This is a genomic window from Achromobacter sp. (assembly GCF_036567245.1).
GTDB lineage: Bacteria > Pseudomonadota > Gammaproteobacteria > Burkholderiales > Burkholderiaceae_B > Achromobacter.
This window is the reverse complement of record NZ_DATCUY010000126.1, coordinates 1-21,819: the sequence shown is the minus strand read 5'-3', so window position 1 is coordinate 21,819 and position 21,819 is coordinate 1. Positions and strand designations below refer to the sequence as shown.

The window sequence follows — 21,819 nt, the reverse complement described above, 5'->3', positions numbered from 1 at the left end:
GGCCACGCGCAGCGTGGTGTGGCCGACCAGCGGCGCGACGTTGACGGCGGCGGGCGCGGCGCGCAGCGCATCCATCCAGGCGCGGAAGGTGTCGAAGCGGAACAGGTCGGGCGGACCCAGCAGATCCAGCGGTTGCGGGATCGCCGCGGCGGTCAGAGGGGCCAGGCTGATGCCGCAATTGCCGGTGACCACGGTCGTGATGCCCTGCGACACCTTGGGCAGCATGTCCGGGTGCGCCAGCAGATAGCCGTCGTCGTGGGTGTGGGAATCGATGAAGCCGGGGGCCAGCGTCAGGCCGCTGGCGTTGATGACGGGGACGCCAGCGGGATGGGCGAACTCGCCCAGCGCCGCGATGCGTCCGTCATGCACCGCCAGGTCGCCCTGGCGAGCGGGGCCGCCGGTGCCATCGACGAGCGTGGCGCCCGCGACGATGAAGTCTGCTTGCAGCATGCGCGTGCTCATGTTCAATCGAGCTTCTCGATGCCGGCGCCGTCGATGATCTGTTGCCACTTGGCGGTTTCGCGGTCGATCAGCTGCTTGAAGTCGGCGGGCGAGCCGCTGGCCGGTTCGGCGCCCAGCGTGGCCAGGCCGGTGCGCACGTCAGGCGCTTGCAGCGCCTTCTGGATGGCGGCGTTCAGCGTGGCCACCACTTCCGGCGGCGTGCCCTTGGGCGCGACCACGCCGCCCCAGGCGACGGTCTCGTAGCCCTTCAGGCCGGCTTCGTCCAGGGTGGGCACGTCGGGCATCAGCGCCAGGCGCTTCAGGCTGCTCACGCCGATGGCGCGGACCTTGCCGCTCTTGACCAGCGGAGTCGCTTCCGAGGTGTTGACGAACAGGTAGTCGAGGCGGCCGCCCAGCAGGTCCTGGATGGCGGCGGGGCCGCCGTTGTAGGGGATGAACATGACGTTGATCTTGGCCATGCTCTTGAACAGTTCTCCGCCCATGTGGCCGGTGGTGCCCACGCCCGATGCGCCGTAGGACAGGCGGCCGGGCTCCTTGCGGGCGCGGTCGATCAGGTCCTGCACGCTCTTGACCGGCGAATCGGCCGGCACGATCAGCGCGTTGTACAGGTCGAACAGATGTGCCACCGGGGTCAGGTCCTGGTCCACGTCATATGGCAGGCGCTTGAACAGCGAGCGGTTGACGGCCAGCGTGTTGATGTTGCCGTAGCCGACCGTGTAGCCGTCGGGCGCGGCGCGCTTGACCAGGGCGATGCCGATGTTGCCGGCGGCGCCGGGGCGGTTTTCGACCACCACGGTGGCGCCGGTGTCGCGCGCCAGCTGGGTCGTGATCAGGCGCGACAGCACGTCGGGCGAGCCGCCGGCGGCGGACGGCACCACGAAGGTGATGGGCTTGTCGGGATAGGCGCCGGCGCTGGCTGTGGCCGACAGGACGGCGCTGAGCGCCAGCGCGGAAAGGCCGCGGATGACTTTGCTGTGCATGGTGGATTTCCCCTGGTTTTCTAGTGTTGAGGCGGGCAGGTTACACCCCGGGACGGCGCGCGCCCTCATCGAAAAATGTCGAAAACCTATAATCGGGCGTTATCGGTTTGGGGCTGAATTGCCAGGGGAAAATATGGATGCGCATGCCTACGCGGACGAGGTCGGACCCACTGCCGGCCGGCCGTTGAACCTGCGCCAGATCGAGGTGTTCCGGGCCATCATGATGGCCGGATCGATCAGCGGCGCGGGCCGCATGCTGCACGTGTCGCAGCCCGCCGTCAGCCGGGTGCTGGCGCTGACCGAGAGCCGGCTGGGCTACAAGCTGTTCGAACGCGTGAAGAGCCGGCTGTCGCCGACGGCCGAGGCGCGGCGGCTGTACGCGGAAGTGGAGCAGGTCTATGGCGGCATCCAGCGCGTAAACGACCTGGCCGCCAGCCTGGGCCAATCGGGTGCGGGCATGCTCAGGATCGTCGCCAGCGCCAGTTTCGGGCAGCGCCTGATACCGATGGCGCTGGACCGCTTCCGCGGCCGCAATGCGGATGCGCGGGTCGATTACCGCAGCGTGACCTTTGATGAACTGGCGGCGTATTTCCTGTCGGGCCAGGCGGACATTGGCGTTTCGATGCAGCCGCCCGATCATCCCAACCTGCGGTCCGTGCGCCTGGCGCGGGTGCCTATCCTCTGTGCGCTGCCTGCCGGCCATCCGCTGGCGGCGCGCGACGTGGTGCGGCCGGAGGATTTTTCCACGGCGGCCTGGATCGGCTATCCGCGCGACACGCCGCTGGCGCGCGCGCTCAAGCCCTTCTTCGGCGAGGGGCCGGCATGCGCGGCGGCGGTCGAGGTGCATTCGCCCGTGACCGCCTGTTCGTTCGTGCAGCAGGGATTGGGGCCGGCGCTGGTAGACGCCTGGTGCGTGACGCCGGACCAGGCCGCGCACATGGCCTTGCGGCCGATATCGCCACAGGCCAGCGTGGACATCTGGGCCACGCATTCGAATCTGAGCGCGCCGCCCTTGCTGGCGCGGCGCTTTCTGGCAGCGGTGAAGAAGACGCTGGAAGAGGGCGCGCCGCCCGATCTGGGAGACGCGCCGGACGCTTCCAATTGAGGGCTAGCGCGCGCAAGCCCTCTCTGTCTTACAGGCCCTCGGCCTTGAGCGCGGCCTGGACGCCCTTGTCGGCTTCCATGCGCTTGAAGAATGCGGCCAGGTTGTCCTGCCCCGACAGGTTCACTTCCTTGCCGTGAGCCCAGCGCAGCACCACGTACAGGTAGGCGTCGGCGATGGAGGGCTTGTCGCCCGTAAGGTAGGACTTGCCGGCGAGCTGGCCGTCCAGCTGCGCGAACAGCTTGGTCAGCAGGGCGGAAGCGGAAGCAGCCAGTTCCTTCTGCGCGGCTTCGTCGCCGACGAAACGCGGCGCGCCGAAGATCATCGAGAAGGTCTTGTGGATGTCCGAGTTGATGAAGCCCAGCCAACGGCGCACTTCGGCGCGCGAGCGTGGCGTGCCGTCGCCCAGCAGTTGCAGTTCCGGAGCGTGCTCGGCCAGGTATTCGAGGATGGCGGCGTTCTGCGTGACGGTCCAGCCGTCGTGCGACAGGGCCGGCACCGCGCCCAGCGGGTTGACCTTCAGGAACTCCGGGCCCTTGAGCTCGTCACGGCTCAGTTTGTGTGTTTCGTAGGGTTTGCCGATCCATTCCAGAACGATGTGGGATGCGAGCGAGCACGCGCCGGGCATGTAGTACAGTTTCATCAGATGGGGTCTCCTGAAAGCAAGGACGGGGATCTCCGTTGCTGGCCGATATGGTACGCCACCCGTTGCCGGAGATGCCCATGCCGTCACGTCCCGCCGCGATCGTGCGCGCGTTGCTTGTGTCACTCTACCTGTCCGCCGCGCTGCCAGTGTCCGCGCAGCCAGGACCCGAACCCGCATCTGCTCCGGCCCGCGTCACGGCGGTGGTGGGCGGACTGAACCATCCCTGGGCCATGGCCTTCCTGCCTGAAGGCGGCGTGCTGATCACGGAGCGTCCCGGCAACCTCAGGCTGCTGCGTATTCCGGGCGGATTGTCCAAGCCGCTTGCCGGTGTGCCCAAGGTCGCGGCGCAAGGCCAGGGCGGGCTGCTGGACGTGGCGCTTTCGCCGGAGTTTGCCCGGGACCGCTATGTCTATCTGTCGTATGCGGAGGCCGACGGCTCGAAGAGCGGCACTGCCGTGGGTCGCGGCCGGCTGTCTGCCGACGGTGCGGCGCTGGAGGATTTCCGCGTGCTGTTCCGCCAGCAGCCCAAGCTGTCGTCCGGCCTGCATTACGGGTCGCGGCTGGTGTTCGACGGCAAGGGCTATCTCTACATCTCGCTGGGCGAAAACAACCAGCGGCCCACCGCGCAGGACCTGGACAAGCTGCAAGGCAAGGTGGTGCGGCTGAAGACCGATGGCACGGTGCCGACGGACAATCCCTTTGTGGGCCAGGCCGGCGCGCGGCCGGAGATCTGGTCCTACGGACATCGCAATCCCCAGGGCATGGCGCTCAATCCCTGGACCGGGCAGCTCTGGGAAAACGAACACGGGCCGCGCGGCGGCGACGAGATCAATCTGGTCCAGCGCGGCAAGAACTACGGTTGGCCGCTGGCCACCCATGGCATCAACTATTCGGGCCAGCCCATACCCGAAGCCACGGGCGCGGACCTGCCGGGCATGGAGGCGCCGCTGTACTGGTGGCCGAAGTCGCCGGCCATCAGCGGCATGGCTTTCTACGACGCGGACCGGTTCCCGGTCTGGCGTAATTCCGTTTTCATTGGCGCTCTCGCGAACCAGAACCTCATCCGCCTGACCTTGGACGGCGATCGTGTGGTGGCCCAGGAGTGGCTGCTGACGGATCGCAAGCAGCGGATACGCGACGTGCGACAGGGGCCGGACGGCTATGTGTACGTGTTGACCGACGCCTCGCCGGGCGAATTGCTGCGGCTGGCGCCGGCAGAACAGGGAGGGTGAACGCCATGAAACCGTATGAGCTGATCGGGTCCGCCGGCTGCGGATCCGCCATTGTCGAGATGGCGCTGGTGCTGGCCAACGTGCCGCATACGCTGACGGACCTGCCGTACCTCAAGCCCTGCGCCGAGCGCGACAGGCTGCTGCAATTGAATCCCCTGGGGCAGGTGCCCACGCTGGTGCTGCCGGACGGCGGGGTCATGACCGAGAGCGCCGCCATGATCCTGCACCTGAACGACGTGGCGCCCCAAGCCGGGCTGGCGCCTGCGGCCGACAAGCCGGAACGGGCGCTTTTTCTCAATCTGCTGATCCGCCTGGTGGCGGCGGTCTATCCCACCTTCACCTATGGTGATGACCCTCCGCAATGGACCAGTGCCGGCCCAGCCGCCGAACTGCTGCGCGAGCGAGTGCACTCGCGGCGGGCGGACATCTGGTTGGAGCTGGAGCGCCAGGCCGGCGCACCGCACATGCTGGGCCGGCGTTTTTCGGCGCTGGACCTGTATGTGACCGTGATGACGCGCTGGCGTCCGGGACCGGCGTGGTTCGCGTCCGAGTGCCCGGCCTTGACGGCCGTGGCGGGCGAGGCGGCGCTCGAACCCAACGTGGAGCGGGTGCTGAGACGGCACTTTCCGCCGCCCACGGAGTAGCCGGCGCGTCAGCCTTTGAGCCGCTTGCGCGTTTTGGACTTGGCCCGCGCTTCGCGCACGGCGATGTAGACGCCGCTGCCGGCGATGAAGAGCGCGCCCAGATAGGCATAGGCGTCCGGGGTCTCGTGCCAGAAGATCCAGCCCAGGATCGCGGCCCAGATCAGCCCGGTGTAATCGAAAGGCGCGACCACCGAGGCGGGGCCGATGCGGAATCCTTGCGTGATCAGCGCCAGGCCCAGGGTGCTGAACAGCGCGACGGCGCCGAAGTAGGGCAGGTCCGCCATCGCCGGCTGCTCCCAGACCAGGGGCAGGGCGATCGCGCTACAGACCAGTTGGCCCAGCACGATGTACAGCGTGGTCGTCAGCATGCCTTCGTTGCGGTTGATGCCGCGGGCCGTGATCATCATCACTCCGTAGAGCATGGCGGTGATCAGCGGCAAGAGGGTTGCCGCCTGGAAGGTCGCGGCGCCAGGCCGCACCACGATCAGCACGCCGGCAAAACCGGCCAGCACGGCCAGCCAGCGCTTGCCGTCCACGCGCTCTTTCAGGACCAGGACCGACAGCGCCGTCACGAACAGCGGCGCGGCGAAGGCGATGGCGGTGGCCTCGGCCAGCGGCAGCGTGCGCAGCCCCAGATAGAAGCAATAGGCCGACACCACGTTGATGGCGCCGCGCGCGAGGTGCAGCCCGGGATGGGCGGTGCGCAATACCCGGCGCCCGCCCAGCCACAGCGCCAGCGCGGTGACGAAAGGCAGGGCGATGAGCGCCCGCAGGAACAGGATTTGCAGCGGGTTGTAGTGGGCGCCCAGCCATTTGGCGTTGGCGTCGCTCAGGGTCAGAAAGAAAATGCCGCCCACCACACAGGCGATGCCTGCGGCGGCGGATTGGGTCTGGGGGGCGGGCAGTACGGAAGAAGTGGACATCTACAGCCTGGGAGGGTGGGCGGTTCCGGCCGCCTGAAAGGAAAAGAAGGGGGTGGGTTCAGCCTTGGGCGCGATAGGCCGCCAGCGCGACCATGGCCCATGACGCCAGGAAGGCGACGCCGCCGAAAGGGGTGACGGCGCCCAGCCAATGCGTGCCGGTCAGGGACAGCACATACAGGCTGCCGCAGAACAGCACGATGCCGACGAACATCACCACGCCGGCCGCGGACAGCAGGGACGAACCGTAGCGGGCGCCCAGCAGCGCGACGACGAACAGGCCCAGCGCGTGGATCAGGTGGTACAGCACGCCGGTTTGCCAGACGGACAGCAGTTCCGGCGTCAGCATGCGCTTGAGGCCATGGGCGCCAAAGGCTCCCGCGCCTACTGCCACCATGAGATTCAACGCCGCGAGTATCGTCAGCTGCCGGTCCGTCATCGCCAGTCCTTATAAGTGTCTGATCAATCGTGTTACAGCCGCCTATGATATGCCCAAATCCGGCCTCTACCCCGGGGATGTCGCTGTTGGGGACGGATCTTGTAGCGGGAATTCCAAATGGGATATCATGAATTCAATTTGGAAATTCTGAGGGCCGGCAGCCGCGGGCTCCAGACTTGCAGGAGTCAGGCCATGAGCGTAGCCGCCCTCGAAAAACACCCCGCCAAGCGTCCGTCGCGCCATGCCGCGGCGCGCGCCAAGCAGCTGTTCCGCAGCCTGGTCGACAGCCCCCTGGTCGACATGGCGCGCGACGTGCGCCGCGGCTTGCCCGCGCAGATGGTGGATGACGCCGCCGATTACCTGCAGGTGCCCAAGTCCGAGATCATGGCCATCACCGAGGTCAAGGCGGCCTCGCTGTCGCGCTGGAGCCGCGAGGGCCTCATGTTGCCCCTGGGCGAATCCGACCGCCTGGCCCGCGTGGCGCGGGTGGCGCGGGTGGCGCGCCAGGTGCTGGGCAGCGACGAAGAGGCGGTGGCCTGGCTGAATACGCCGGTGCCCGCGCTGGGCAACGTCAAGCCGCTGTCGCTGCTGACCTCCGACGCCAGCAGCCGCATCGTCGAGGACACGCTGGCGCGCGCCGCGGCGGGCGTCTACGCATGACCGACGACAGCGTTTCGATCTGGCGCATCGGCACGACCGCAGGCAAGTACCGCGCCGACGATTTGAGCGGGGCGGGGGCCGCGGCCGTGGGCGGGCGCTACAACAGCCCGGGCACGCCCGTGGTCTATGCCTCGGCCAGCGTGGCGCTGGCGGTGCTGGAAACCGTGGTGCATTTCGCGACCCGCGCGTCCGAGCAGGCCAACCGCTATCTGATCGAACTGGCCGTGCCGCGCGCCGTGCATGAGGCCCGCCAGACGCTCAGCCTGACGCAGCTGCAAGAAGACTATCCGTTCTGGGACGCCGTGCCTTTCGCCGAAGCCTCGCAGGCCGTGGGCGACAACTGGGCGCAGTCCGGCGTGTCGGCGCTGCTGGAACTGCCCAGCGCCATCGTGCCCTATCGGGGCGTGCCGGACTGCAATTTCCTGATCAATCCGGCGCACCCCGACGCCGAGCACATCGTGGTGGTGCGGCGCGACCGCTTCATCTACGATCCGCGCCTGCGGCCCGTCTAGTTCAGTTCGTCAACACCGCGCGGCCCACCACCTTGCCGGCCCGCAGCGACGCCAGCACGCTGTCGGCCTCGGCCAGCGCATGGCGGTGCACCGGCATGGGCGGCACCTTGCCGGCCCGCACCAGTTCCATCAGTTCTTGCAGTTCGGCCAGGTTGCCGACGTAGCTGCCGACGATGGACAGGGCCTTCATGGGGATCAGCGCGATCGGCCAGGACGATGCACCGCCGAACAGGCCCACGATGATCAGCTTGCCGCCCTTGGTCAGGAAGTCGAAGGCCAGCGAGGTGGTGGCGGGCGCACCGACCAGATCGATGGCGGCCTGCACGGGCTTGCCGCCAGCCGCCTTGATGATCTGCTGCGCGGCGTCGGGCGCTGCGCCGTCGATGGCGGCCAGGGCGCCGGCCTCCAGCGCGGCCTGGCGCTTGGCCGGGTCGATATCGACGACGATGGCGCCCGCGCCGCCCAGGGCCTTGATCAGCGTCAGGCTCATCAGGCCCAGGCCGCCGGCGCCGAAGATGACCACGGGGTGTGCGCGGTACACGTCGGCGCCGATCTTCTTCAGCGCCGAATAGGTGGTGAGCCCGGAGCAGGCATAGGGCGCGATCTGCGCGGGATCGAGGTCGCCGATGTCGATCAGGTAGCGCGGGTGCGGCACCAGGATGTGGTCGGCGTAGCCGCCGGCGCGGTGCACGCCCAGGCAGGCGGGCGCCGAGCAATGGTTTTCCATGCCGGCCAGGCAAGGCGGGCAGTTGCCGCAGCCGATCCAGGGATAGACCAGATAATTGCGGTCCGCCGACAGCCCCTGGGCGTCGGGTCCGGCCGCGACCACGGCGCCCACGGTTTCGTGGCCCATGGTCAGGGGCAGCGAGACGCCGCGGTCCTTCAGCGACAGCGTGCGGCCCTGGCCCAGGTCGTAGCCGCCTTCCCACAAGTGGATATCGCTGTGGCAAACGCCCGCCGCGCGTACCTTCAGCAGCACCTGCGACCCTTGCGGCGTGGGTGTGGGCGGGTTCATTTCCTGCAGGGGCTCGCGGAAGTTCACGACGCAATAGCACTTCATGGGATGTCTCCTCCTAGGTGTTTTTTACGGCCGGCCCGCCAGGCGGGCGCGGCGCGGCAAAGCTATTTCTTTACGCTCGGGCATTCACTGTCCGCCAGGGACACGAAGACCTTTTCGCCCGGCACCGTGGACAGGATGCGGTAGAAGTCGCCGGGGTATTTGGATTCGGCGGGCTTCTTCACTTCGACCAGATACAGATCCATGATGACGCGGCCGTCTTCGGGGCGCACCCGGGCATTCTTGATCAGTTTGGTGGTGACGGGCAACTCGCGCATCTTCTGGTTGACGGCGGCGCCGTCGAAAGAACCGGCGGCCTGGGCGGCCTGCAGGTAGTGCGTGGTGGCGACGTAGCTCAGCGCCTGCACGATGGACGGTGCGCGGGTCACGCCCATTTTCTTTTGCCAGCGCTGGGTCCAGGCGCGGGTGTCCTCGTCCGCATCCCAATAGAAACCGGTGGGAAAGGTCAGCCCTTGCGCCACGGGCAGGCCCATCGCCTGCACGTCGTTGATGAAGGTCAGGAAGGTCAGCATGCGCTGCTTGCCGCCGGTCAGGCCGAACTCCTGGGCCTGTTTGATCAGGTTGACCAGATCGCCGCCTGCGCTGGCCAGGCCCACCACGTCGGCCTTGGACGATTGCGCCTGTACCAGGAACGAGGCGAAGTCCATGGCGCCCAGGGGATGGCGGGTGCTGCCCAGCACCTTGCCGCCCGCCGCGTCGACGAAGCGCGAGGCGTTGGCTTCCAGGGACTTGCCGAACACGTAGTCGGTGGTGATGAAGTACCAGGACTTGCCGCCGCTTTCGACCACGCTCTTGACCACCGCGTTGGCCAGGGCATAGGTGTCGGGCGCCCACTGCGTGCTGAGGTTGCTGCACTGCTTGCCGCTGAAGTCGCCGGCGAAGCCGCCGCTGATGAGGGCGGTGCCGCCTTTTTCCCGCGCCACGCCTTGCGCGGCAAGGCCCGCGGAGCTGGCGCCGCCGTCCACCACGGCCACCAGGCCTTGCGTGTCGAACCAGCGGCGGACCAGGGCCGAGGCCACGTCCGCCTTGTTCTGGTTGTCCGCGCCTATGACCTCGACGGTCTTGCCGGCGACCTTGCCGCCGAAGTCCTCGACCGCCATGCGGACCGCCATTTCCGAGCCCAGGCCGCCCAGGTCCGAATAGATGCCGGAACGGTCGTTGGACACGCCCAGGCGCACCACGTCGGATTGGGCTTGGGCCGCGCAGGCGGCCAGCGTGGCGGCCAGCGCCGCCAACAGGGGATTGATACGCATCTGCTTGCCTCCCGGCCGGTGGGGCCGATTTATCGGTTTTTCGTTTGATGCCGTGTATCCGCGTGCAGGGTGCCAGTTCTCCACCTGGCCGAAAATTAATTCATATTGATGAAAGAAAATTCCTGTGCAAGAACTTAGGTTCGCACATGTGAAAAGTCAACAGAGGGGATTTCCCAGGCCGAAGTCGGTCCGGGGGACCGGCGGGGGCCGGCGAGGGGGCGCCGCAATATGGACGCCAGGTGGAGTGCGCGTGGGTCACGCGCCATGCGCGGCCCGGGCCAGCGCATGGTTACCGCCGCATTGCGCGGGGTGCAGGTCGGTTCAGGAGCCGCGGCGCATCAGGGTGGACTTGCCGAACAGGCTTTCGATCAGGTCTACCGCGAGTTCGGCGGTCTTGTTGCGCACGTCGAACGCAGGGTTCAGCTCCACCACGTCCAGCGAGCGCATCAGGCCGGTGTCGGCGATCATTTCCATGCAGAGCTGGGCTTCGCGGTAGGTGGGGCCGCCCGCCACGGTGGTGCCCACGCCGGGGGCGATTTCCGGGTCCAGGAAATCCACGTCGAAGCTCACGTGCAGGTGGGTGTCGGCGTCCAGCCCCGCCAAGGCGGCTTCCATGGTGGCGCGCATGCCCATTTCGTCCAGGTAGCGCATGTCGAAGACTTCCAGGCCGGCTTCGTGGACCAGGCGCTTTTCGCCCTGGTCCACGCTGCGTATGCCGATCTGCCGCACCCAGCCCGGTTCGATGTCGGGCGTCTGGCCGGACATTCCGGTGATCTGCGCCGGGCCGTAGCCGCACAGGCAGGCCACGGGCATGCCATGGATGTTGCCGGTGGGCGTGAGCGAGTTGGTGTTGAAGTCGGCATGGGCGTCCAGCCACAGCACTCGCAGCTTCTTGCCCGCCGCGCGGCAGTGGCGCGCCACCGCGCTGATGGAGCCTATGCCCAGGCAGTGGTCGCCGCCCAGCAGGATGGGCAGGCGGCCCTGGCTCAGTTCCTGGTAGACGGCGTCGTGCACCGCGCGGTTCCAGGCCGCGACTTCTTCCAGGTGGCGGTAACCCTCCACCGGCGGCAGCCAGGGGTTGGCCGGGCCGTAAAGGTTGCCGCGGTCGGTGACCTGGAAGCCCTGGGCCTCGATGACCGGGCCCAGGTCCGCGACGCGCAGCGCTTCGGGGCCCATGGAGGCGCCGCGCGCGCCGGCGCCGATGTCGGTGGGCGCGCCGATCAGGGTGATGTGGTGGGGCAGGTTGGCGGTGTTCTGCAAGTCGCGGACTCCGGTGGGGTGCATCAAGTGGCGGATAGTACCGCGCTCAACTGATCGCAAGCCCAGTCGATCTGCTCGCGCGTCACGATCAGGGGCGGCGACAGGCGCAGCGTGTGGCCGTGGGTGTCCTTGACCAGCATGCCGCGTGCCAGCAGGCGTTCGCACCACAGGCGCGCGCCGCCGGCATCGGGTTCCAGTTCCACGGCCAGCATCAGGCCGCGTCCGCGCACCTCGCGCACCGGGCCGGGCAGGGCGCGCAGGCGCTCCAGGAAGTACGCGCCCATGGTTGCGGCGTTTTCTATCATGCCTTCCTCGGTCAGCACGCGCAGCGCGGCGCGTGCGATGGCGCAGGCCAGCGGGTTGCCGCCGAAGGTGCTGCCATGCTGGCCCGGCTGGAACACGCCCAGCACGTCGGCGTTGGAGAGCACCGCGGACACCGGATAGAAGCCGCCCGACAGCGCCTTGCCGATCAGCGTGACGTCGGCTTCGATGCCTTCATGTTCTTCGGCCAGCAGCTTGCCGGTGCGGCCCAGGCCGGTCTGGATCTCGTCCAGGATCAGCGTGATGCCGCCTTCGGTGCAGCGCTGGCGGACGCGGGTGAAATAGCCCGCGGGCGGCAGGACCACGCCGGCTTCGCCCTGTATCGGTTCGACCAGGAAGGCCACCGTGTTGGCCGTGATGGCGGCGTCGAAGGCATCGTAGTCGCCGAAGGGCACGACCTTGAAGCCCGGCGCGAAGGGTCCGTAGTGGCCGTAGGCGTCGGGATCGGTCGAGAAACCCACGATGCCCAGCGTGCGGCCATGGAAGTTGTTGGCGCAGACGATGATCTCGGCCTGGTCTTGCGGCACGCCGCGCACTTCGTAGCCCCATTTGCGCACCGCCTTGATGGCGGTTTCCACGGCTTCCGCACCGCTGTTCATGGGCAGGATCTTGTGCGCCCCGGTCAGGCGCGCCAGGTCTTCGTAGAACGGCGCCATCTGGTCGTGGCGGAAGGCGCGCGAGGTCAGCGTGAGCTTCTGCGCCTGCTCGGCCATGGCGGCGAGGATGGCCGGGTGGCAATGGCCCTGGTTCACGGCTGAATAGGCCGACAGGCAATCCAGGTACTTGCGGCCCTCCACGTCGTAGAGCCAGACGCCGCTGCCGCGCGCGATGACCACGTCGAGGGGATGGTAGTTATGCGCACCGAGCTGGTCTTCCACGCGGTCGCGGTGGCTGGCGGCGGATGGCGCGCCCGGCTGGGTACTCAATACCGCGCTCATGAGCGTCTCCCGAGGAGGTATTGCAGCCATCTTAGCGCCCCAAGCCGGCCCGCGGCATTGCCATTGCGTGACAAAGGCCATTGCCGGCGGCGGCGGCACGCTGCTGCACAATAGCGGCTGCGCGGGGCGATGCCCTGTTTTCCTTCCTGGATGGTCCTCATGTTGTTGCATCAACTGCTACTGAAATTCACCCGCTGCGCGGCAGCGGCCGGGCTGGCGCTGGTGTGTGCCGGCAACGCCATGGCGCAGGACAAGCCGCTGCGCATCGGCGTGATTCCCAGCGTGGCCAACGCCGCCACCGAACTTGCCATCGCCCAAGCCAAAAAAGAAGGCCTGGAGGTCAAGCTGGTGGAATTCAACGACTGGGTGCTGCCCAACATCGCTGTGGCCGACGGTTCGGTGGACGCCAACTTCTTCCAGCACGAACCTTTCCTGGAACTGTTCAACCAGCGCCGCGGCGCGAACCTTACGCCCATCGCCTACGGCTATTCCACCACCATCGGCCTGTTTTCCAAGAAGCTGAAGAAGGGTGATGCAGTGCCGGAGGGCGCGACCATCGCGGTGCCGAACGACCCGGTGAACACCGGCCGCGCGCTGTTGCTGCTGGAATCCATCGGCCTGATCAAGCTCAAGCCAGGCGTGGCGCACCAGGCCTCTCTACAGGACGTGGTGTCGAATCCGAAGAACCTGAAGTTCGTGCCGATCGAAGGGTCGCAGTCCGCGCGCACCTTCGACGACGTGACTGCGTCCGTCACCTACACCACCTTTGCCAAGCAGGCCGGCTTGAACGAGAAAGACGGCCTGGCCTTCGACAATACCGATCCGGCCAACGTGCGGCGTTACGCCATCCGTTGGGTGGCCACGCCTGCCGGCGCGCAGGATCCGCGCTTGCTGAAGTTCATTTCGATCTACCAGAATTCGGCCGAAGTGAAGGCCAAGCTGCGCAGCCTGTACGGCGATCTGATCGCCTTTCCCTGGTAGCGCACGGGAGCTTGGCCCAAGGGGACGTTGACGATTCTTGCCAGTTGGGCCCAGGGATTACTCGTATACTGGCCCCAATTTTTAACCCCCGCCCCGTTGATGCCACCATGGCCTCGGTCTGGAGGGTCGCGCCGTCCTTCCGTCGATAGCAGAGCCATGCGTATTCCATCGTTCGATGATGCTGCCCATGCCCCGGTTCTGGCCGTGCAAGACGGCCGCATCCTGGCGGCTGCCAGCGCAATCCTGGCCGCGGGCCAAGACAGCTTTTTCGAGACGCTGGCTGAGCGCGCGGTGCAGGACATGGGCGCGGATTACGCCTGGGTCCGCCTGGACCAGGGCAATGGCGCCGCAGGGCTGATCGCCAGCGCCAGTTGCCGCGCCGGTATCGCCGCGGATCCTGCGGGCGCGGGCCAGGCGGTGCACGTCTTGCTGGAAGACCGCGCCACCTACGCCTGCCTGCAGGACATGCCGCAAGACGAGCGCTGGCTGGGCGAGGCGGGTGTGCTGGCCTGTGTGGCGCGCACGCTTTACGACGCCAATGCGGTTGCTTGCGGCCACATCGTTTTCGCTTTCAGGCGGGTGCTGGCCGACGTGTCCGCCTATGCCAGCGCGCTGGATATCCTGGCCGCGTATGCGCAGCACGCCGTGCTGGGCGCGGCGGCGCGCGATCGCGAACTGGCGCGGCTCAACGAGGTCATCGCGCAGTTTGGCGCGCTGTTCCGGACGGCGCCGGTGCTGATCAACGCCTTCGATACCGACGGCCGCTGCATATTGTGGAATGACGCCTGCGCGCGGCGCTTCGGCTGGTCCGAAACCGAGATCAAACAAAGCCATGAGCCGTTGGCCTTGTTCTATCCGGATCCCCAGGTGCGGGAACTGGTGCGGGACAGCGTGAGTGCGCGGCCCGACCGTTCGTTCCGCGAATGGCAGCCGCGCACGCGCGACGGCGAGCAATTGTCGGTGCTGTGGTCCAACGTCAAGCTGCCCGACGGCAAGGTGGTCAACCTGGGCATGGACGTCACCGAAAGCCGGCGCGCCGAAGCCGCGCTGGCGCGGATGGCCAGGGTGGACAGCCTGACCGGCTGCTGGAACCGCGCCGAAATCCTCAAGCGCATGGAAGAACGGCTGGCCGACGGCCGGCGCGGCGTGGGCGGACCGACCACGGCGCTGATGCTGGACCTGGACTACTTCAAGCAGGTCAACGATCGTTATGGCCATTTGGGCGGAGACGTCGCGCTGCGGCACTTCTGCGATCAACTGCGCACCTGTCTGCGCGAGGGCGATTCGATAGGGCGGCTGGGCGGCGAGGAATTCCTGGTGCTGCTGGCCGACGCGGATGCGGCGGTGGCGCGCGCGATTTGCGAGCGTTTGCGCGCCTGCCTGCGGCAGCATCCGGCGGACATTGACGGGTCGGTGGTGACGTTGTCGGTCAGCGGCGGCATTGCGGGATTCCTGCCCGGCGACGCCACCGCCTCGGACGTGCTGCGCCGCGCGGATTTCGCGCTCTATCAGGCCAAGCGGTCCGGACGGGATTGCGCGGTGGAGTACAGGAACTGAGCGGCAGACGCCGCTGCGGCCGGCAAGGACGTACTCACGCTATCCGGCGCGCGCCAGCACGTCGAGCACGTTGCGCGCCGCGGCCACGCCCATGTTGACGTAGGCCGCGCTGGTGACGCCGCCGATGTGCGGGCTCAGCACGATGCGCGGCTCCTGCTGGAAGGGATGGCCTGCGGCCATGGGCTCGACCGCGAAGCTGTCCAGGCCGGCGGCCTGCACCTGGCCCGAGCGTACCGCCTGCAGCAGCGCCTCTTCGTCCACCAGGCCGCCGCGCGCGGTGTTCAGCAGGATGACTCCGGGTCGGCATTGCGCCAGCGTTGCCGCATTGACCATGCCGCGGTTGTCTTCGGTGAGCGGACAGTGCAAGGACACCACGTCGGCCTCGCGCCAGATCTGCTCCAGCGGCACCCGGGCGACATAGTCCGGCAGCTTCTGGGCATGGGGATCGAAGCCGATCACGCGCATGTCCATGCCATGCGCCATGGCCGCCATGCGCTGGCCGATGGCGCCCAGGCCGATCAGGCCGATGGTCTGGCCGCCCAGCTCCAGGCTCTTGTGCGTGGACTTGTCCCAGTGGCCGGCGCGCATGCGCTGGTCCAGCCCCACCACGGATTTGGCGCAAGCCAGCAGCAAGGCCAGGGCCTGTTCCGCCACGGCGGCAGCGTTTACGCCCACCGCGGCCACGACCTGGATGCCGCGCTGGGCGGCCGCTGCCTTGTCGATGGTGTCGGTGCCGCTGCCGTGCTTGGAGATCACGCGCAACGCTGGAGCCGCGTCCATCGCGGCGGCGCCGACCTTGCTGTAGCGCACGATGATGGCGGCTGGATTGTGTTCGCGGCAGAGCGCCACGATGCCTGTTTCGGTGGGCATCTTGCCGGCATAGACCAGCTCGAATTCCTGCAGCAAGGCAAGCGCCTCCGGCGCCAGATCAGCCGCGGTCACCAGCAGGACGGGCTTGTGCATGGCAGCGGGGTTCACAGCGATTCTCCTTCCTTCAGGACGCCCGCTGCCCGCAAGGCCGCGGCCAGCCATTTGGCTTCGGTGTCGCCCGCCTGGATCGCGGCGATGCGCGCGGCTTCGTCGCGCACTTTCTTTTCGGCGGCAGGCAGCAGGCCTTCGATCTTCTCGCGTTCAACCGCCACCACGCCGTCGGCGTCGCCGATGATGAAGTCGCCTGGGTGGACGGTCACGCCTCCCACCGACACGGGATGGCCGATGCGTCCGGGCACGTTCTTGGTCGGGCCGTTGGGATTGCTGCCGGCGGCGAATACCGGGTAGTCCATGTCGATGATTTCCACCGTGTCGCGCGCCGCGCCGTCCATCACCACGCCGGCGATGCCCAGCTTGCGGCAGGCGTTCATCATGATGGTGCCCATCAGCGCCGCGCTCAGGTCGCCCTTGCCGTCGATCACCAGGACGTCGCCCGGTTTGGCCAGGGAAATCGCCGCATGGATCATGAGGTTGTCGCCGGGGCGCACTTCGACGGTGAATGCGGGGCCGGCCAGCTTCATGCCGGGGTGCAGCGCGCGGATGCGGCCGTTGAGCGCGCCGCGCCGCCCCGCCACGTCGGCAAGGATGGCGGGTTGCAGTTGCGCGGCGCGGCGCACGATGTCGGCGCCGATCCGCGGGAAGTCCTTGATGATGTCCTGATGGGCCATGAGTGTTCCTGTGGGAATGGAGTATCGGGATGCGGCGCCGGGCATGCGCGTCACTCGACCTTCGCGCCCGACTCTTTGACGATCTGGCCCCAGCGGATCCGGTCGTCGTGGATCAGCCTGGCGAATTCCTCGGGGCTGCTGGTCAGCACGCGCGCGCCTTGTTCCTGGTACTTCGCGCTCAAGTCCTGGGCCTTGAGGGCCTTGTTGAATTCGGCGTTCAGGCGCTGGACGATGTCCTTGGGGGTCCCGGCCGGGGCGGCGAGGCCGAACCAGGTGACGGCTTCGAAGCCGGGGAAGCCGCGTTCGGCGATGGTGGGCACGTCGGGCATGTCCGGCACGCGCTGCGCCGAGGTCACCGCCAGCGCCCGCATCTTGCCGTTGCGCACATGGCCGATGAGCGTGGGGACGGAGGACAGATACATGTCGATCTGGCCGCCGATCAGGTCATTGGAGGCTTGCGCCGCGCCCTTGTAGGGGATGTGCGTGAGCTTGATGCCCGCGGCGTTCTGCAGCTGCACCGCGGCCAGATGCGCCACGGTGCCGTTGCCCGAGCTGGCGTAGTCCAGGGATCCCGGCTTGGCCTTGGCCGCCGCGATCATGTCGTCGAAGGACTTCAGCGGCGAATTGGCCGGCACCACGATGACCAGCGGCGCGTCCGCGACCAGTCCGATCGCGGTGAGGTCCTTTTCGGGGTCGTAGGGTAGCCTGGAATAGAGCGTGGGATTGATCGCCAGGTTGCTGGTCTGGCCGAGCACCAGGGAGTAGCCGTCCGGCGCCGACTTGGCCACGGTATCCACGCCGATGTTGCCGCCCGATCCCGGGCGGTTTTCGGTCACGATGTTCCAGCCGGTGTTGGCAGTGACCTTTATGGCGGCTTCGCGCGCCAGGACATCGGTGCCGCCGCCGGGCGGGAACGGGACGATCAGGCGGATGGGTTTGTTGGGGTAGTCCTGAGCCGAGCTCAGGCCGCTTGCGCACACCAGGGCCAGGCCGGCCAGCACACGGGCGATCTGCTTCATGGTTAGTCTCCGTTTTGGTTTTTGGTGCGAGCATTGTGTGACGGTGTTCCGCACAATACAATCCAAGTTCGACAGACGAAACATGTTGCGTAGAATGAACGAAAATCCAGCCCCAGAATCCGAGGAATCCCCGGCCGAAGAAGGCGTGGTGGCCGTGCGCCGCGCCATGAGCATCCTCGAGGCCTTCGGCGTGGACGACGCCCATCTGACATTGGCGGAACTGAGCCGGCGCACGGGTTGCCACCGCTCCACGGTGTTGCGCCTGGCACGCACCCTGGCGATGGACGACTATCTGGCGCAAAGGCCGGATGGCAGCTGGCGGCTGGCGCGCGCCGCCGGCTGGCTGGGCGCTTGCTACCAGGCCACGTTCAATATTGCGGAGGTGGTGCAGCCGATTCTGCGCGAGCTGTCTGCGGCCACGGGAGAAAGCGCCACGTTCTATGTGCGCGAGGGCAAGCAGCGGATCTGCATGGCGCGCGTCGAAGGCTCGAAGTCGATACGCCACCACGTGCGCGTGGGGGCCGCGCTGCCGCTGGAACTGGGCAGTCCGGGCCGCGTGCTGCTGGCCTTTTCGGGAGAGCCCGGCGAACCCTATGAATCGGTACGCCGCGCAGGCTACATGATGTCGCTGGGCGAGCGGGACGCGGAGGTGTCCAGCATTTCAGCGCCGGTCTACGGCATCAACTGGACGCTGCAAGGGGCCCTCTGCATTTCGGGGCCGATTTCACGCCTGAGTGAAAGCGTGCTGCTCGAACTCAAGGAACCCGTGCTGGCCGCGGCCAGCAGGCTGTCGCGGTCGTTGATGGGCGTGCGGCAGGGGTAAAGGGCGGCGGGGGACCGTGTGCGGGGGCGGGGCGTTCAGGCAGTCGCCTGGCCGCGCGCCGCACGCCTGCCATTCAGGCGCCAATGCAGGCCCAGCGCCGCGGCGGCCAGGGCGCAGGCCGCGGTCACCCCCAGTGCTTCAAAGCCGGCATGGGTGTAAATCGTGCCGGCGACGGCAGTGCCTACGCTTGCGCCCAGGTAGGTGGTGCAGGTGTTCAGCCCGAGCACTGCGCCGCGCTCCTCGGGCCGGGTGCGCGACAGCAGCAGCACCAGCAGATTCAGGCTCAGCTGCGAGGCCGCGCCCCACAGTGTGGCGATGGCGAGCACCGCGGCCAGCGCATGTGCGGCCGGCAGCAGTCCCAGATATACCAGCGCGATCACGCCTAGGGCCAGGGGCAGGGCGCGACGCGGTCCCAGCCGCTCGATCAGCGGCGCGCCGGCCACGCTGGCCAGCAGGAATCCGGCGCCGTAGGCGAAGGCGATGAAACCCACCTGTCCGGCGGTCAGCCCCAGCAGGCCGCGCACGTGGTCGGCCAGGAAGGCGTACACGCCATAGAACGCCGACGAGAACGCCAGGCAGCCCAGCAGCAAGGCCGGCACGTCGCGGTAGGACAGGGGCGCCAACAGGCGCGACAGGCGCAGCGGGGCCGGATTGTCCGCGCGGCGTTCCGGCAGCTTGCGCAACCCCAGCACGGCGATCGCCGCGCATAGCGCCAGCGTGCCGTAGGTGGCGCGCCAGCCCACGGCGTCGGAGATCAGGGCGGATAGCGGCACCCCCGCCACCAGCGACACCGACCAGCCCGCGATGACGCGGCCCAGCGTGCGCGCTTCCTGGCCGGGGGCAGCGATCAGCGAGGCGGATCCATAGGCCGCCGGCAGGATGACGCCGGCGGCGGCGCCTGCCAGGGCTTGCGCCAACGTCAGCACGATCCAGTGCGGCGCGCAGGCGGACAGGATCAAGGCGGCAATCAGCACGGCCATCGCGCCCAGCAGCGAGCGGCGGATGCCGATGCGGTCGATGCGGGCAGCCAGGAAGAAGGCGCTGGCGGCGGTGGCCGCGCCGTAGGCGGAAATGGCGGTGCTGATGGTCAGCGGCGAGGTGGCAAAGGAGCGCGCCACGTCGCTCAGGATGGGGCTCAGCGCCAAGCCGTTGGAGCCTACGACGCTGACGGCGAACATCAGGGCGGGGACGGGCGAGGTCTGGCGGGTGCTACGGTTCTGCATCGCCAAATTTTATTGGAATAAAATAAGGGTTAACGCGTATATTTCCTTATTCCATAAAAGTTCGAATGCCGTTCGGCAGAACCTGATTCCAATGCCTGATCTTGATGACCGCGACCGAAAGCTATTAACGCTGCTGGCCGACGACGCCACCCCCAGCTACGCCGAACTGGGCAAGCTGCTGAACCTTTCCGCTCCGGCCGTGCATGAACGGGTCAAGCGCCTCAAGCGCGACGGCCTGATCAAGGGCATCGCCGCCAAGCTGGACGGTGCGCGCATAGGCCGGCCGCTGCTGGCCTTCGTGCATGTGGACACCAACAACTGGACCATCACGCAACAGGTGCTGGGGCTGGCCGAACTGACCGAGGTGGAAGAAATCCATACCATCACCGGCAAGAGCGCCATGCTGCTGAAAGTGCGTGTGCGCGACACGCAGGCGCTGGAATTGCTGCTGGCGCGCATCCATCAGATCGACGGCATCACCAACACTACCAGCGACATCGCGCTGACCAGCTACCTGGAGCGCGGCCCCTTGCCGGACAACGCCTGAAGCGAGCCGTTCAGCCGGCTGGAGCCGCGCGCAGCCGCAGCCGCGTGATCTCGGACGGGGCGCCCAGGCGCTTGGGCGGTCCCCAGTAGCCGGTGCCGCGGCTGATGTAGATCCACATTTTGCCCAGGCGGTGCAGACCCGCGGTGTAGGGCTGCTGGAACCGCACGAAGAAGCCCCACGGAAAGAACTGCCCGCCATGGGTGTGGCCGGACAATTGCAGGGTGTAGCCCAGGGGCTCGGCCGCCGCCGCGCTGCGCGGCTGGTGCGCCAGCAGAATCCTGGCCTGGGCGTCGGCGGGCGCGCCAGTAAGCGCCGCCTTGGGATTGCTGCGCTGCTGCGGGTCGAAGGAACCGGCGCTGTAGTCGGTAATGCCCGCCACCACCACGGGCAGACCGGCGGGGTGGATGACCACATGTTCATTCATCAGCACGCGCAGCCCCATGCGGCGGAATTCGGCGATCCAGGGCGTGGCGCCCGAATAATATTCATGGTTGCCGGTGACCAGGTACACGCCGTGGGGCGCGCGCAGCTGGGCCAGCGGACTGGCCTGGGCCGCAAGCTGTTCGACGCTGCCGTCGACCACGTCGCCAGTGATGGCGACCATGTCCGGCAGCTGTTCATTGACGGCGTCGACGATGGCCTGCACGTAGCGCTTCTTGATGGTCGGCCCGACGTGGATATCGCTGATCTGCACGATGGTGAAGCCGTCCAGGTCGGGCGCGAGCCCGGCGACAGGCACATCCACCTCGACGACGCGCGCCCGCTTGCGCGCGTTGTACAGGCCGACCAATGTGCCGGCCAGGGCCAGTGTGGGCACGGCCCATGCGCTGACCCGGCGTAGCGTGGCCCAAGGCAGATCGGCGCCGATGATCAAATCCGCCAGCCACGTCGCCAGCAGCAGCGCGTCGCGCAGCACCGTCAGCACGAACAGCGACGAGAACAGGCCCATGGCGAACAGTCCGACCCAGGCGATGCGGTCGCCCCAGGGCGGGTGCACGGACGAGCGTCCCAGCATCCCCAGCGGAATCAGGACGCAGGACAGCAGCAAGGCAAGTATGGCGGCGGCTGCGCCCGCGCCGTCCAGGCTGGCGTCGGGGATCAGGCGGGCGCCCACGTAGACGTGAGCCAGGGCGCCCAGGGTCAGGAAGCGCAGGAAGAACGAAGATTGGCGTAGGGACACGGCGGCTCTGGGGCGCGACGGGCGGAAAGCCGCGGCGCGCGTGGCAAGGGAACCGCCATTCTATGCCGGCCGCGCGCGCGGCCAGGGCCTGCGCAAGACTCCTTTTGTTGCGTGCAGAGCCTGGAGCAGATGCCGCATCAACGTGCGGCCATGGTTTCGCGCACCAGCAGATCGGCCTGCATCTCCCGCACATGATTGATGCCCAGCATCGCCATATCGCGATCGACCTCGGCGCGCAGCAGGCCGATGGCGTGCGATACGCCGGCCTCGCCGCCGACCGCGGCCGCGTAATTGAAGGGCCGGCCGACGAAGACGAAGCTCGCGCCCAGCGCCAGCGCCTTGAGGACGTCGGTGCCGCGGCGCACGCCGCTGTCCATCATGACG

Annotated in this window: 24 protein-coding genes; 9 read left to right on the top strand and 15 right to left on the bottom strand. The window is 67.7% G+C overall.

Annotated features, from left to right (window positions below):
- Together VIR09_RS05795 and VIR09_RS05790 are read right to left on the bottom strand one after the other, a co-directional pair.
- Positions 1-462: amidohydrolase family protein (locus tag VIR09_RS05795; RefSeq protein WP_332012007.1), on the bottom strand; the 462-nt coding region annotated here is incomplete at its 3' end.
- A gap of 2 nt (positions 463-464) precedes the next feature.
- Positions 465-1,442 carry a tripartite tricarboxylate transporter substrate binding protein gene (locus tag VIR09_RS05790; RefSeq protein ID WP_332012006.1) on the bottom strand — a complete coding sequence of 326 codons (978 nt, stop codon included), beginning with the start codon at positions 1,440-1,442 and terminating at the stop codon, positions 465-467.
- Positions 1,443-1,575: 133 nt separating this feature from the next.
- Here VIR09_RS05790 and VIR09_RS05785 point away from each other — a divergent pair, with 133 nt between their 5' ends.
- Entirely contained in the window at positions 1,576-2,547 is a 972-nt protein-coding gene (locus VIR09_RS05785) for a LysR family transcriptional regulator (protein WP_332012005.1), read from the top strand.
- A 28-nt stretch (positions 2,548-2,575) separates the two neighbouring features.
- Here the strand turns inward: VIR09_RS05785 and VIR09_RS05780 are convergent, their stop codons facing one another.
- Complete coding sequence (locus tag VIR09_RS05780) at positions 2,576-3,187, bottom strand: glutathione S-transferase family protein (protein ID WP_332012004.1); 612 nt, start codon at positions 3,185-3,187, stop codon at positions 2,576-2,578.
- A gap of 80 nt (positions 3,188-3,267) precedes the next feature.
- Between VIR09_RS05780 and VIR09_RS05775 the strand changes: the two genes are divergently transcribed.
- Positions 3,268-4,422, top strand: coding sequence for a PQQ-dependent sugar dehydrogenase (locus VIR09_RS05775; protein WP_332012003.1), 1,155 nt, complete (start codon positions 3,268-3,270; stop codon positions 4,420-4,422).
- 5 nt (positions 4,423-4,427) lie between these two features.
- Complete coding sequence (locus tag VIR09_RS05770; RefSeq protein ID WP_332012002.1) at positions 4,428-5,066, top strand: glutathione S-transferase; 639 nt, start codon at positions 4,428-4,430, stop codon at positions 5,064-5,066.
- Positions 5,067-5,074: 8 nt separating this feature from the next.
- Here VIR09_RS05770 and VIR09_RS05765 read toward each other — a convergent pair whose 3' ends face one another.
- Both VIR09_RS05765 and VIR09_RS05760 read right to left on the bottom strand, forming a co-directional pair.
- On the bottom strand, positions 5,075-5,989 hold the full coding sequence (locus VIR09_RS05765) for a DMT family transporter (protein ID WP_332012001.1): 915 nt from the start codon (positions 5,987-5,989) through the stop codon (positions 5,075-5,077).
- Positions 5,990-6,047: 58 nt separating this feature from the next.
- Positions 6,048-6,425 (bottom strand): DUF423 domain-containing protein, encoded by a 378-nt coding sequence (locus VIR09_RS05760; RefSeq protein WP_251880005.1) that lies wholly within the window; start codon positions 6,423-6,425, stop codon positions 6,048-6,050.
- A gap of 192 nt (positions 6,426-6,617) precedes the next feature.
- Here VIR09_RS05760 and parS point away from each other — a divergent pair, with 192 nt between their 5' ends.
- Both parS and VIR09_RS05750 read left to right on the top strand, forming a co-directional pair.
- Positions 6,618-7,085, top strand: coding sequence for a type II toxin-antitoxin system Xre/ParS family antitoxin (gene parS / locus VIR09_RS05755; protein ID WP_332012000.1), 468 nt, complete (start codon positions 6,618-6,620; stop codon positions 7,083-7,085).
- A complete protein-coding gene (locus tag VIR09_RS05750; protein WP_332011999.1) occupies positions 7,082-7,597 on the top strand; it encodes an RES family NAD+ phosphorylase in 516 nt (171 codons plus the stop codon). The genes parS and VIR09_RS05750 overlap by 4 nt, the downstream gene beginning before the upstream one ends.
- Before the next feature lies 1 nt (position 7,598).
- Here VIR09_RS05750 and VIR09_RS05745 read toward each other — a convergent pair whose 3' ends face one another.
- The 4 genes from VIR09_RS05745 to rocD all read right to left on the bottom strand — a co-directional run bounded on the left by VIR09_RS05745 (position 7,599) and on the right by rocD (position 12,447).
- Positions 7,599-8,657, bottom strand: coding sequence for an alcohol dehydrogenase (locus VIR09_RS05745; protein WP_332011998.1), 1,059 nt, complete (start codon positions 8,655-8,657; stop codon positions 7,599-7,601).
- 62 nt (positions 8,658-8,719) lie between these two features.
- On the bottom strand, positions 8,720-9,928 hold the full coding sequence (locus VIR09_RS05740; RefSeq protein WP_332011997.1) for an ABC transporter substrate-binding protein: 1,209 nt from the start codon (positions 9,926-9,928) through the stop codon (positions 8,720-8,722).
- A gap of 321 nt (positions 9,929-10,249) precedes the next feature.
- Positions 10,250-11,212, bottom strand: a complete 963-nt coding sequence (gene rocF / locus VIR09_RS05735; RefSeq protein ID WP_332011996.1) for an arginase — start codon at positions 11,210-11,212, stop codon at positions 10,250-10,252.
- Entirely contained in the window at positions 11,212-12,447 is a 1,236-nt protein-coding gene (gene rocD / locus VIR09_RS05730) for an ornithine--oxo-acid transaminase (RefSeq protein ID WP_332011995.1), read from the bottom strand. Before rocD ends, rocF begins: the two co-directional genes overlap by 1 nt.
- 159 nt (positions 12,448-12,606) lie before the next feature.
- On the opposite strand from rocD, the gene VIR09_RS05725 reads away from it, so the two are divergent.
- Positions 12,607-13,428 carry a MetQ/NlpA family ABC transporter substrate-binding protein gene (locus VIR09_RS05725; protein ID WP_332011994.1) on the top strand — a complete coding sequence of 274 codons (822 nt, stop codon included), beginning with the start codon at positions 12,607-12,609 and terminating at the stop codon, positions 13,426-13,428.
- A 156-nt stretch (positions 13,429-13,584) separates the two neighbouring features.
- A complete protein-coding gene (locus VIR09_RS05720; RefSeq protein ID WP_332011993.1) occupies positions 13,585-14,985 on the top strand; it encodes a sensor domain-containing diguanylate cyclase in 1,401 nt (466 codons plus the stop codon).
- Between the two features lie 39 nt (positions 14,986-15,024).
- Here the strand turns inward: VIR09_RS05720 and VIR09_RS05715 are convergent, their stop codons facing one another.
- From VIR09_RS05715 to VIR09_RS05705, 3 genes are read right to left on the bottom strand one after another with little or no spacing between them, the layout of a single operon-like run.
- Positions 15,025-15,948: an NAD(P)-dependent oxidoreductase gene (locus VIR09_RS05715; RefSeq protein ID WP_332012008.1), complete on the bottom strand. Its 924-nt coding sequence runs from the start codon at positions 15,946-15,948 to the stop codon at positions 15,025-15,027.
- 11 nt (positions 15,949-15,959) lie between these two features.
- Positions 15,960-16,643, bottom strand: coding sequence for an RraA family protein (locus VIR09_RS05710; protein ID WP_332011992.1), 684 nt, complete (start codon positions 16,641-16,643; stop codon positions 15,960-15,962).
- 50 nt (positions 16,644-16,693) lie between these two features.
- Positions 16,694-17,662 carry a tripartite tricarboxylate transporter substrate binding protein gene (locus VIR09_RS05705; RefSeq protein WP_332011991.1) on the bottom strand — a complete coding sequence of 323 codons (969 nt, stop codon included), beginning with the start codon at positions 17,660-17,662 and terminating at the stop codon, positions 16,694-16,696.
- Between the two features lie 94 nt (positions 17,663-17,756).
- Between VIR09_RS05705 and VIR09_RS05700 the strand changes: the two genes are divergently transcribed.
- On the top strand, positions 17,757-18,485 hold the full coding sequence (locus tag VIR09_RS05700) for an IclR family transcriptional regulator (protein ID WP_332011990.1): 729 nt from the start codon (positions 17,757-17,759) through the stop codon (positions 18,483-18,485).
- Positions 18,486-18,520: 35 nt separating this feature from the next.
- On the opposite strand, the gene VIR09_RS05695 is transcribed toward VIR09_RS05700, so the two are convergent.
- Positions 18,521-19,708, bottom strand: coding sequence for an MFS transporter (locus tag VIR09_RS05695; protein WP_332011989.1), 1,188 nt, complete (start codon positions 19,706-19,708; stop codon positions 18,521-18,523).
- Positions 19,709-19,799: 91 nt separating this feature from the next.
- Between VIR09_RS05695 and VIR09_RS05690 the strand changes: the two genes are divergently transcribed.
- Positions 19,800-20,255: an Lrp/AsnC family transcriptional regulator gene (locus tag VIR09_RS05690; RefSeq protein WP_332011988.1), complete on the top strand. Its 456-nt coding sequence runs from the start codon at positions 19,800-19,802 to the stop codon at positions 20,253-20,255.
- A 10-nt stretch (positions 20,256-20,265) separates the two neighbouring features.
- Here VIR09_RS05690 and VIR09_RS05685 read toward each other — a convergent pair whose 3' ends face one another.
- Positions 20,266-21,435, bottom strand: coding sequence for a metallophosphoesterase (locus VIR09_RS05685; RefSeq protein ID WP_332011987.1), 1,170 nt, complete (start codon positions 21,433-21,435; stop codon positions 20,266-20,268).
- Positions 21,436-21,572: 137 nt separating this feature from the next.
- A partial coding sequence (locus tag VIR09_RS05680) for an alpha-hydroxy-acid oxidizing protein (protein WP_332011986.1) occupies positions 21,573-21,819 on the bottom strand: 247 nt, incomplete at its 5' end.

Excerpts from the sequence above, each read along its gene's own strand:
- VIR09_RS05750 (WP_332011999.1), top strand. The coding sequence starts at position 7,082 with ATGACCGACGACAGCGTTTCGATCTGGCGCATCGGCACGACCGCAGGC.
- parS (WP_332012000.1), top strand. The coding sequence starts at position 6,618 with ATGAGCGTAGCCGCCCTCGAAAAACACCCCGCCAAGCGTCCGTCGCGC.
- VIR09_RS05745 (WP_332011998.1), bottom strand. The coding sequence starts at position 8,657 with ATGAAGTGCTATTGCGTCGTGAACTTCCGCGAGCCCCTGCAGGAAATG.
- VIR09_RS05690 (WP_332011988.1), top strand. The coding sequence starts at position 19,800 with ATGCCTGATCTTGATGACCGCGACCGAAAGCTATTAACGCTGCTGGCC.
- VIR09_RS05700 (WP_332011990.1), top strand. The coding sequence starts at position 17,757 with ATGAACGAAAATCCAGCCCCAGAATCCGAGGAATCCCCGGCCGAAGAA.
- VIR09_RS05760 (WP_251880005.1), bottom strand. The coding sequence starts at position 6,425 with ATGACGGACCGGCAGCTGACGATACTCGCGGCGTTGAATCTCATGGTG.
- VIR09_RS05715 (WP_332012008.1), bottom strand. The coding sequence starts at position 15,948 with ATGCACAAGCCCGTCCTGCTGGTGACCGCGGCTGATCTGGCGCCGGAG.
- VIR09_RS05740 (WP_332011997.1), bottom strand. The coding sequence starts at position 9,928 with ATGCGTATCAATCCCCTGTTGGCGGCGCTGGCCGCCACGCTGGCCGCC.
- rocF (WP_332011996.1), bottom strand. The coding sequence starts at position 11,212 with ATGCACCCCACCGGAGTCCGCGACTTGCAGAACACCGCCAACCTGCCC.
- VIR09_RS05705 (WP_332011991.1), bottom strand. The coding sequence starts at position 17,662 with ATGAAGCAGATCGCCCGTGTGCTGGCCGGCCTGGCCCTGGTGTGCGCA.
- VIR09_RS05765 (WP_332012001.1), bottom strand. The coding sequence starts at position 5,989 with ATGTCCACTTCTTCCGTACTGCCCGCCCCCCAGACCCAATCCGCCGCC.
- VIR09_RS05695 (WP_332011989.1), bottom strand. The coding sequence starts at position 19,708 with ATGCAGAACCGTAGCACCCGCCAGACCTCGCCCGTCCCCGCCCTGATG.
- VIR09_RS05790 (WP_332012006.1), bottom strand. The coding sequence starts at position 1,442 with ATGCACAGCAAAGTCATCCGCGGCCTTTCCGCGCTGGCGCTCAGCGCC.
- VIR09_RS05780 (WP_332012004.1), bottom strand. The coding sequence starts at position 3,187 with ATGAAACTGTACTACATGCCCGGCGCGTGCTCGCTCGCATCCCACATC.
- VIR09_RS05770 (WP_332012002.1), top strand. The coding sequence starts at position 4,428 with ATGAAACCGTATGAGCTGATCGGGTCCGCCGGCTGCGGATCCGCCATT.
- VIR09_RS05720 (WP_332011993.1), top strand. The coding sequence starts at position 13,585 with ATGCGTATTCCATCGTTCGATGATGCTGCCCATGCCCCGGTTCTGGCC.
- rocD (WP_332011995.1), bottom strand. The coding sequence starts at position 12,447 with ATGAGCGCGGTATTGAGTACCCAGCCGGGCGCGCCATCCGCCGCCAGC.
- VIR09_RS05710 (WP_332011992.1), bottom strand. The coding sequence starts at position 16,643 with ATGGCCCATCAGGACATCATCAAGGACTTCCCGCGGATCGGCGCCGAC.
- VIR09_RS05725 (WP_332011994.1), top strand. The coding sequence starts at position 12,607 with ATGTTGTTGCATCAACTGCTACTGAAATTCACCCGCTGCGCGGCAGCG.
- VIR09_RS05785 (WP_332012005.1), top strand. The coding sequence starts at position 1,576 with ATGGATGCGCATGCCTACGCGGACGAGGTCGGACCCACTGCCGGCCGG.
- VIR09_RS05775 (WP_332012003.1), top strand. The coding sequence starts at position 3,268 with ATGCCGTCACGTCCCGCCGCGATCGTGCGCGCGTTGCTTGTGTCACTC.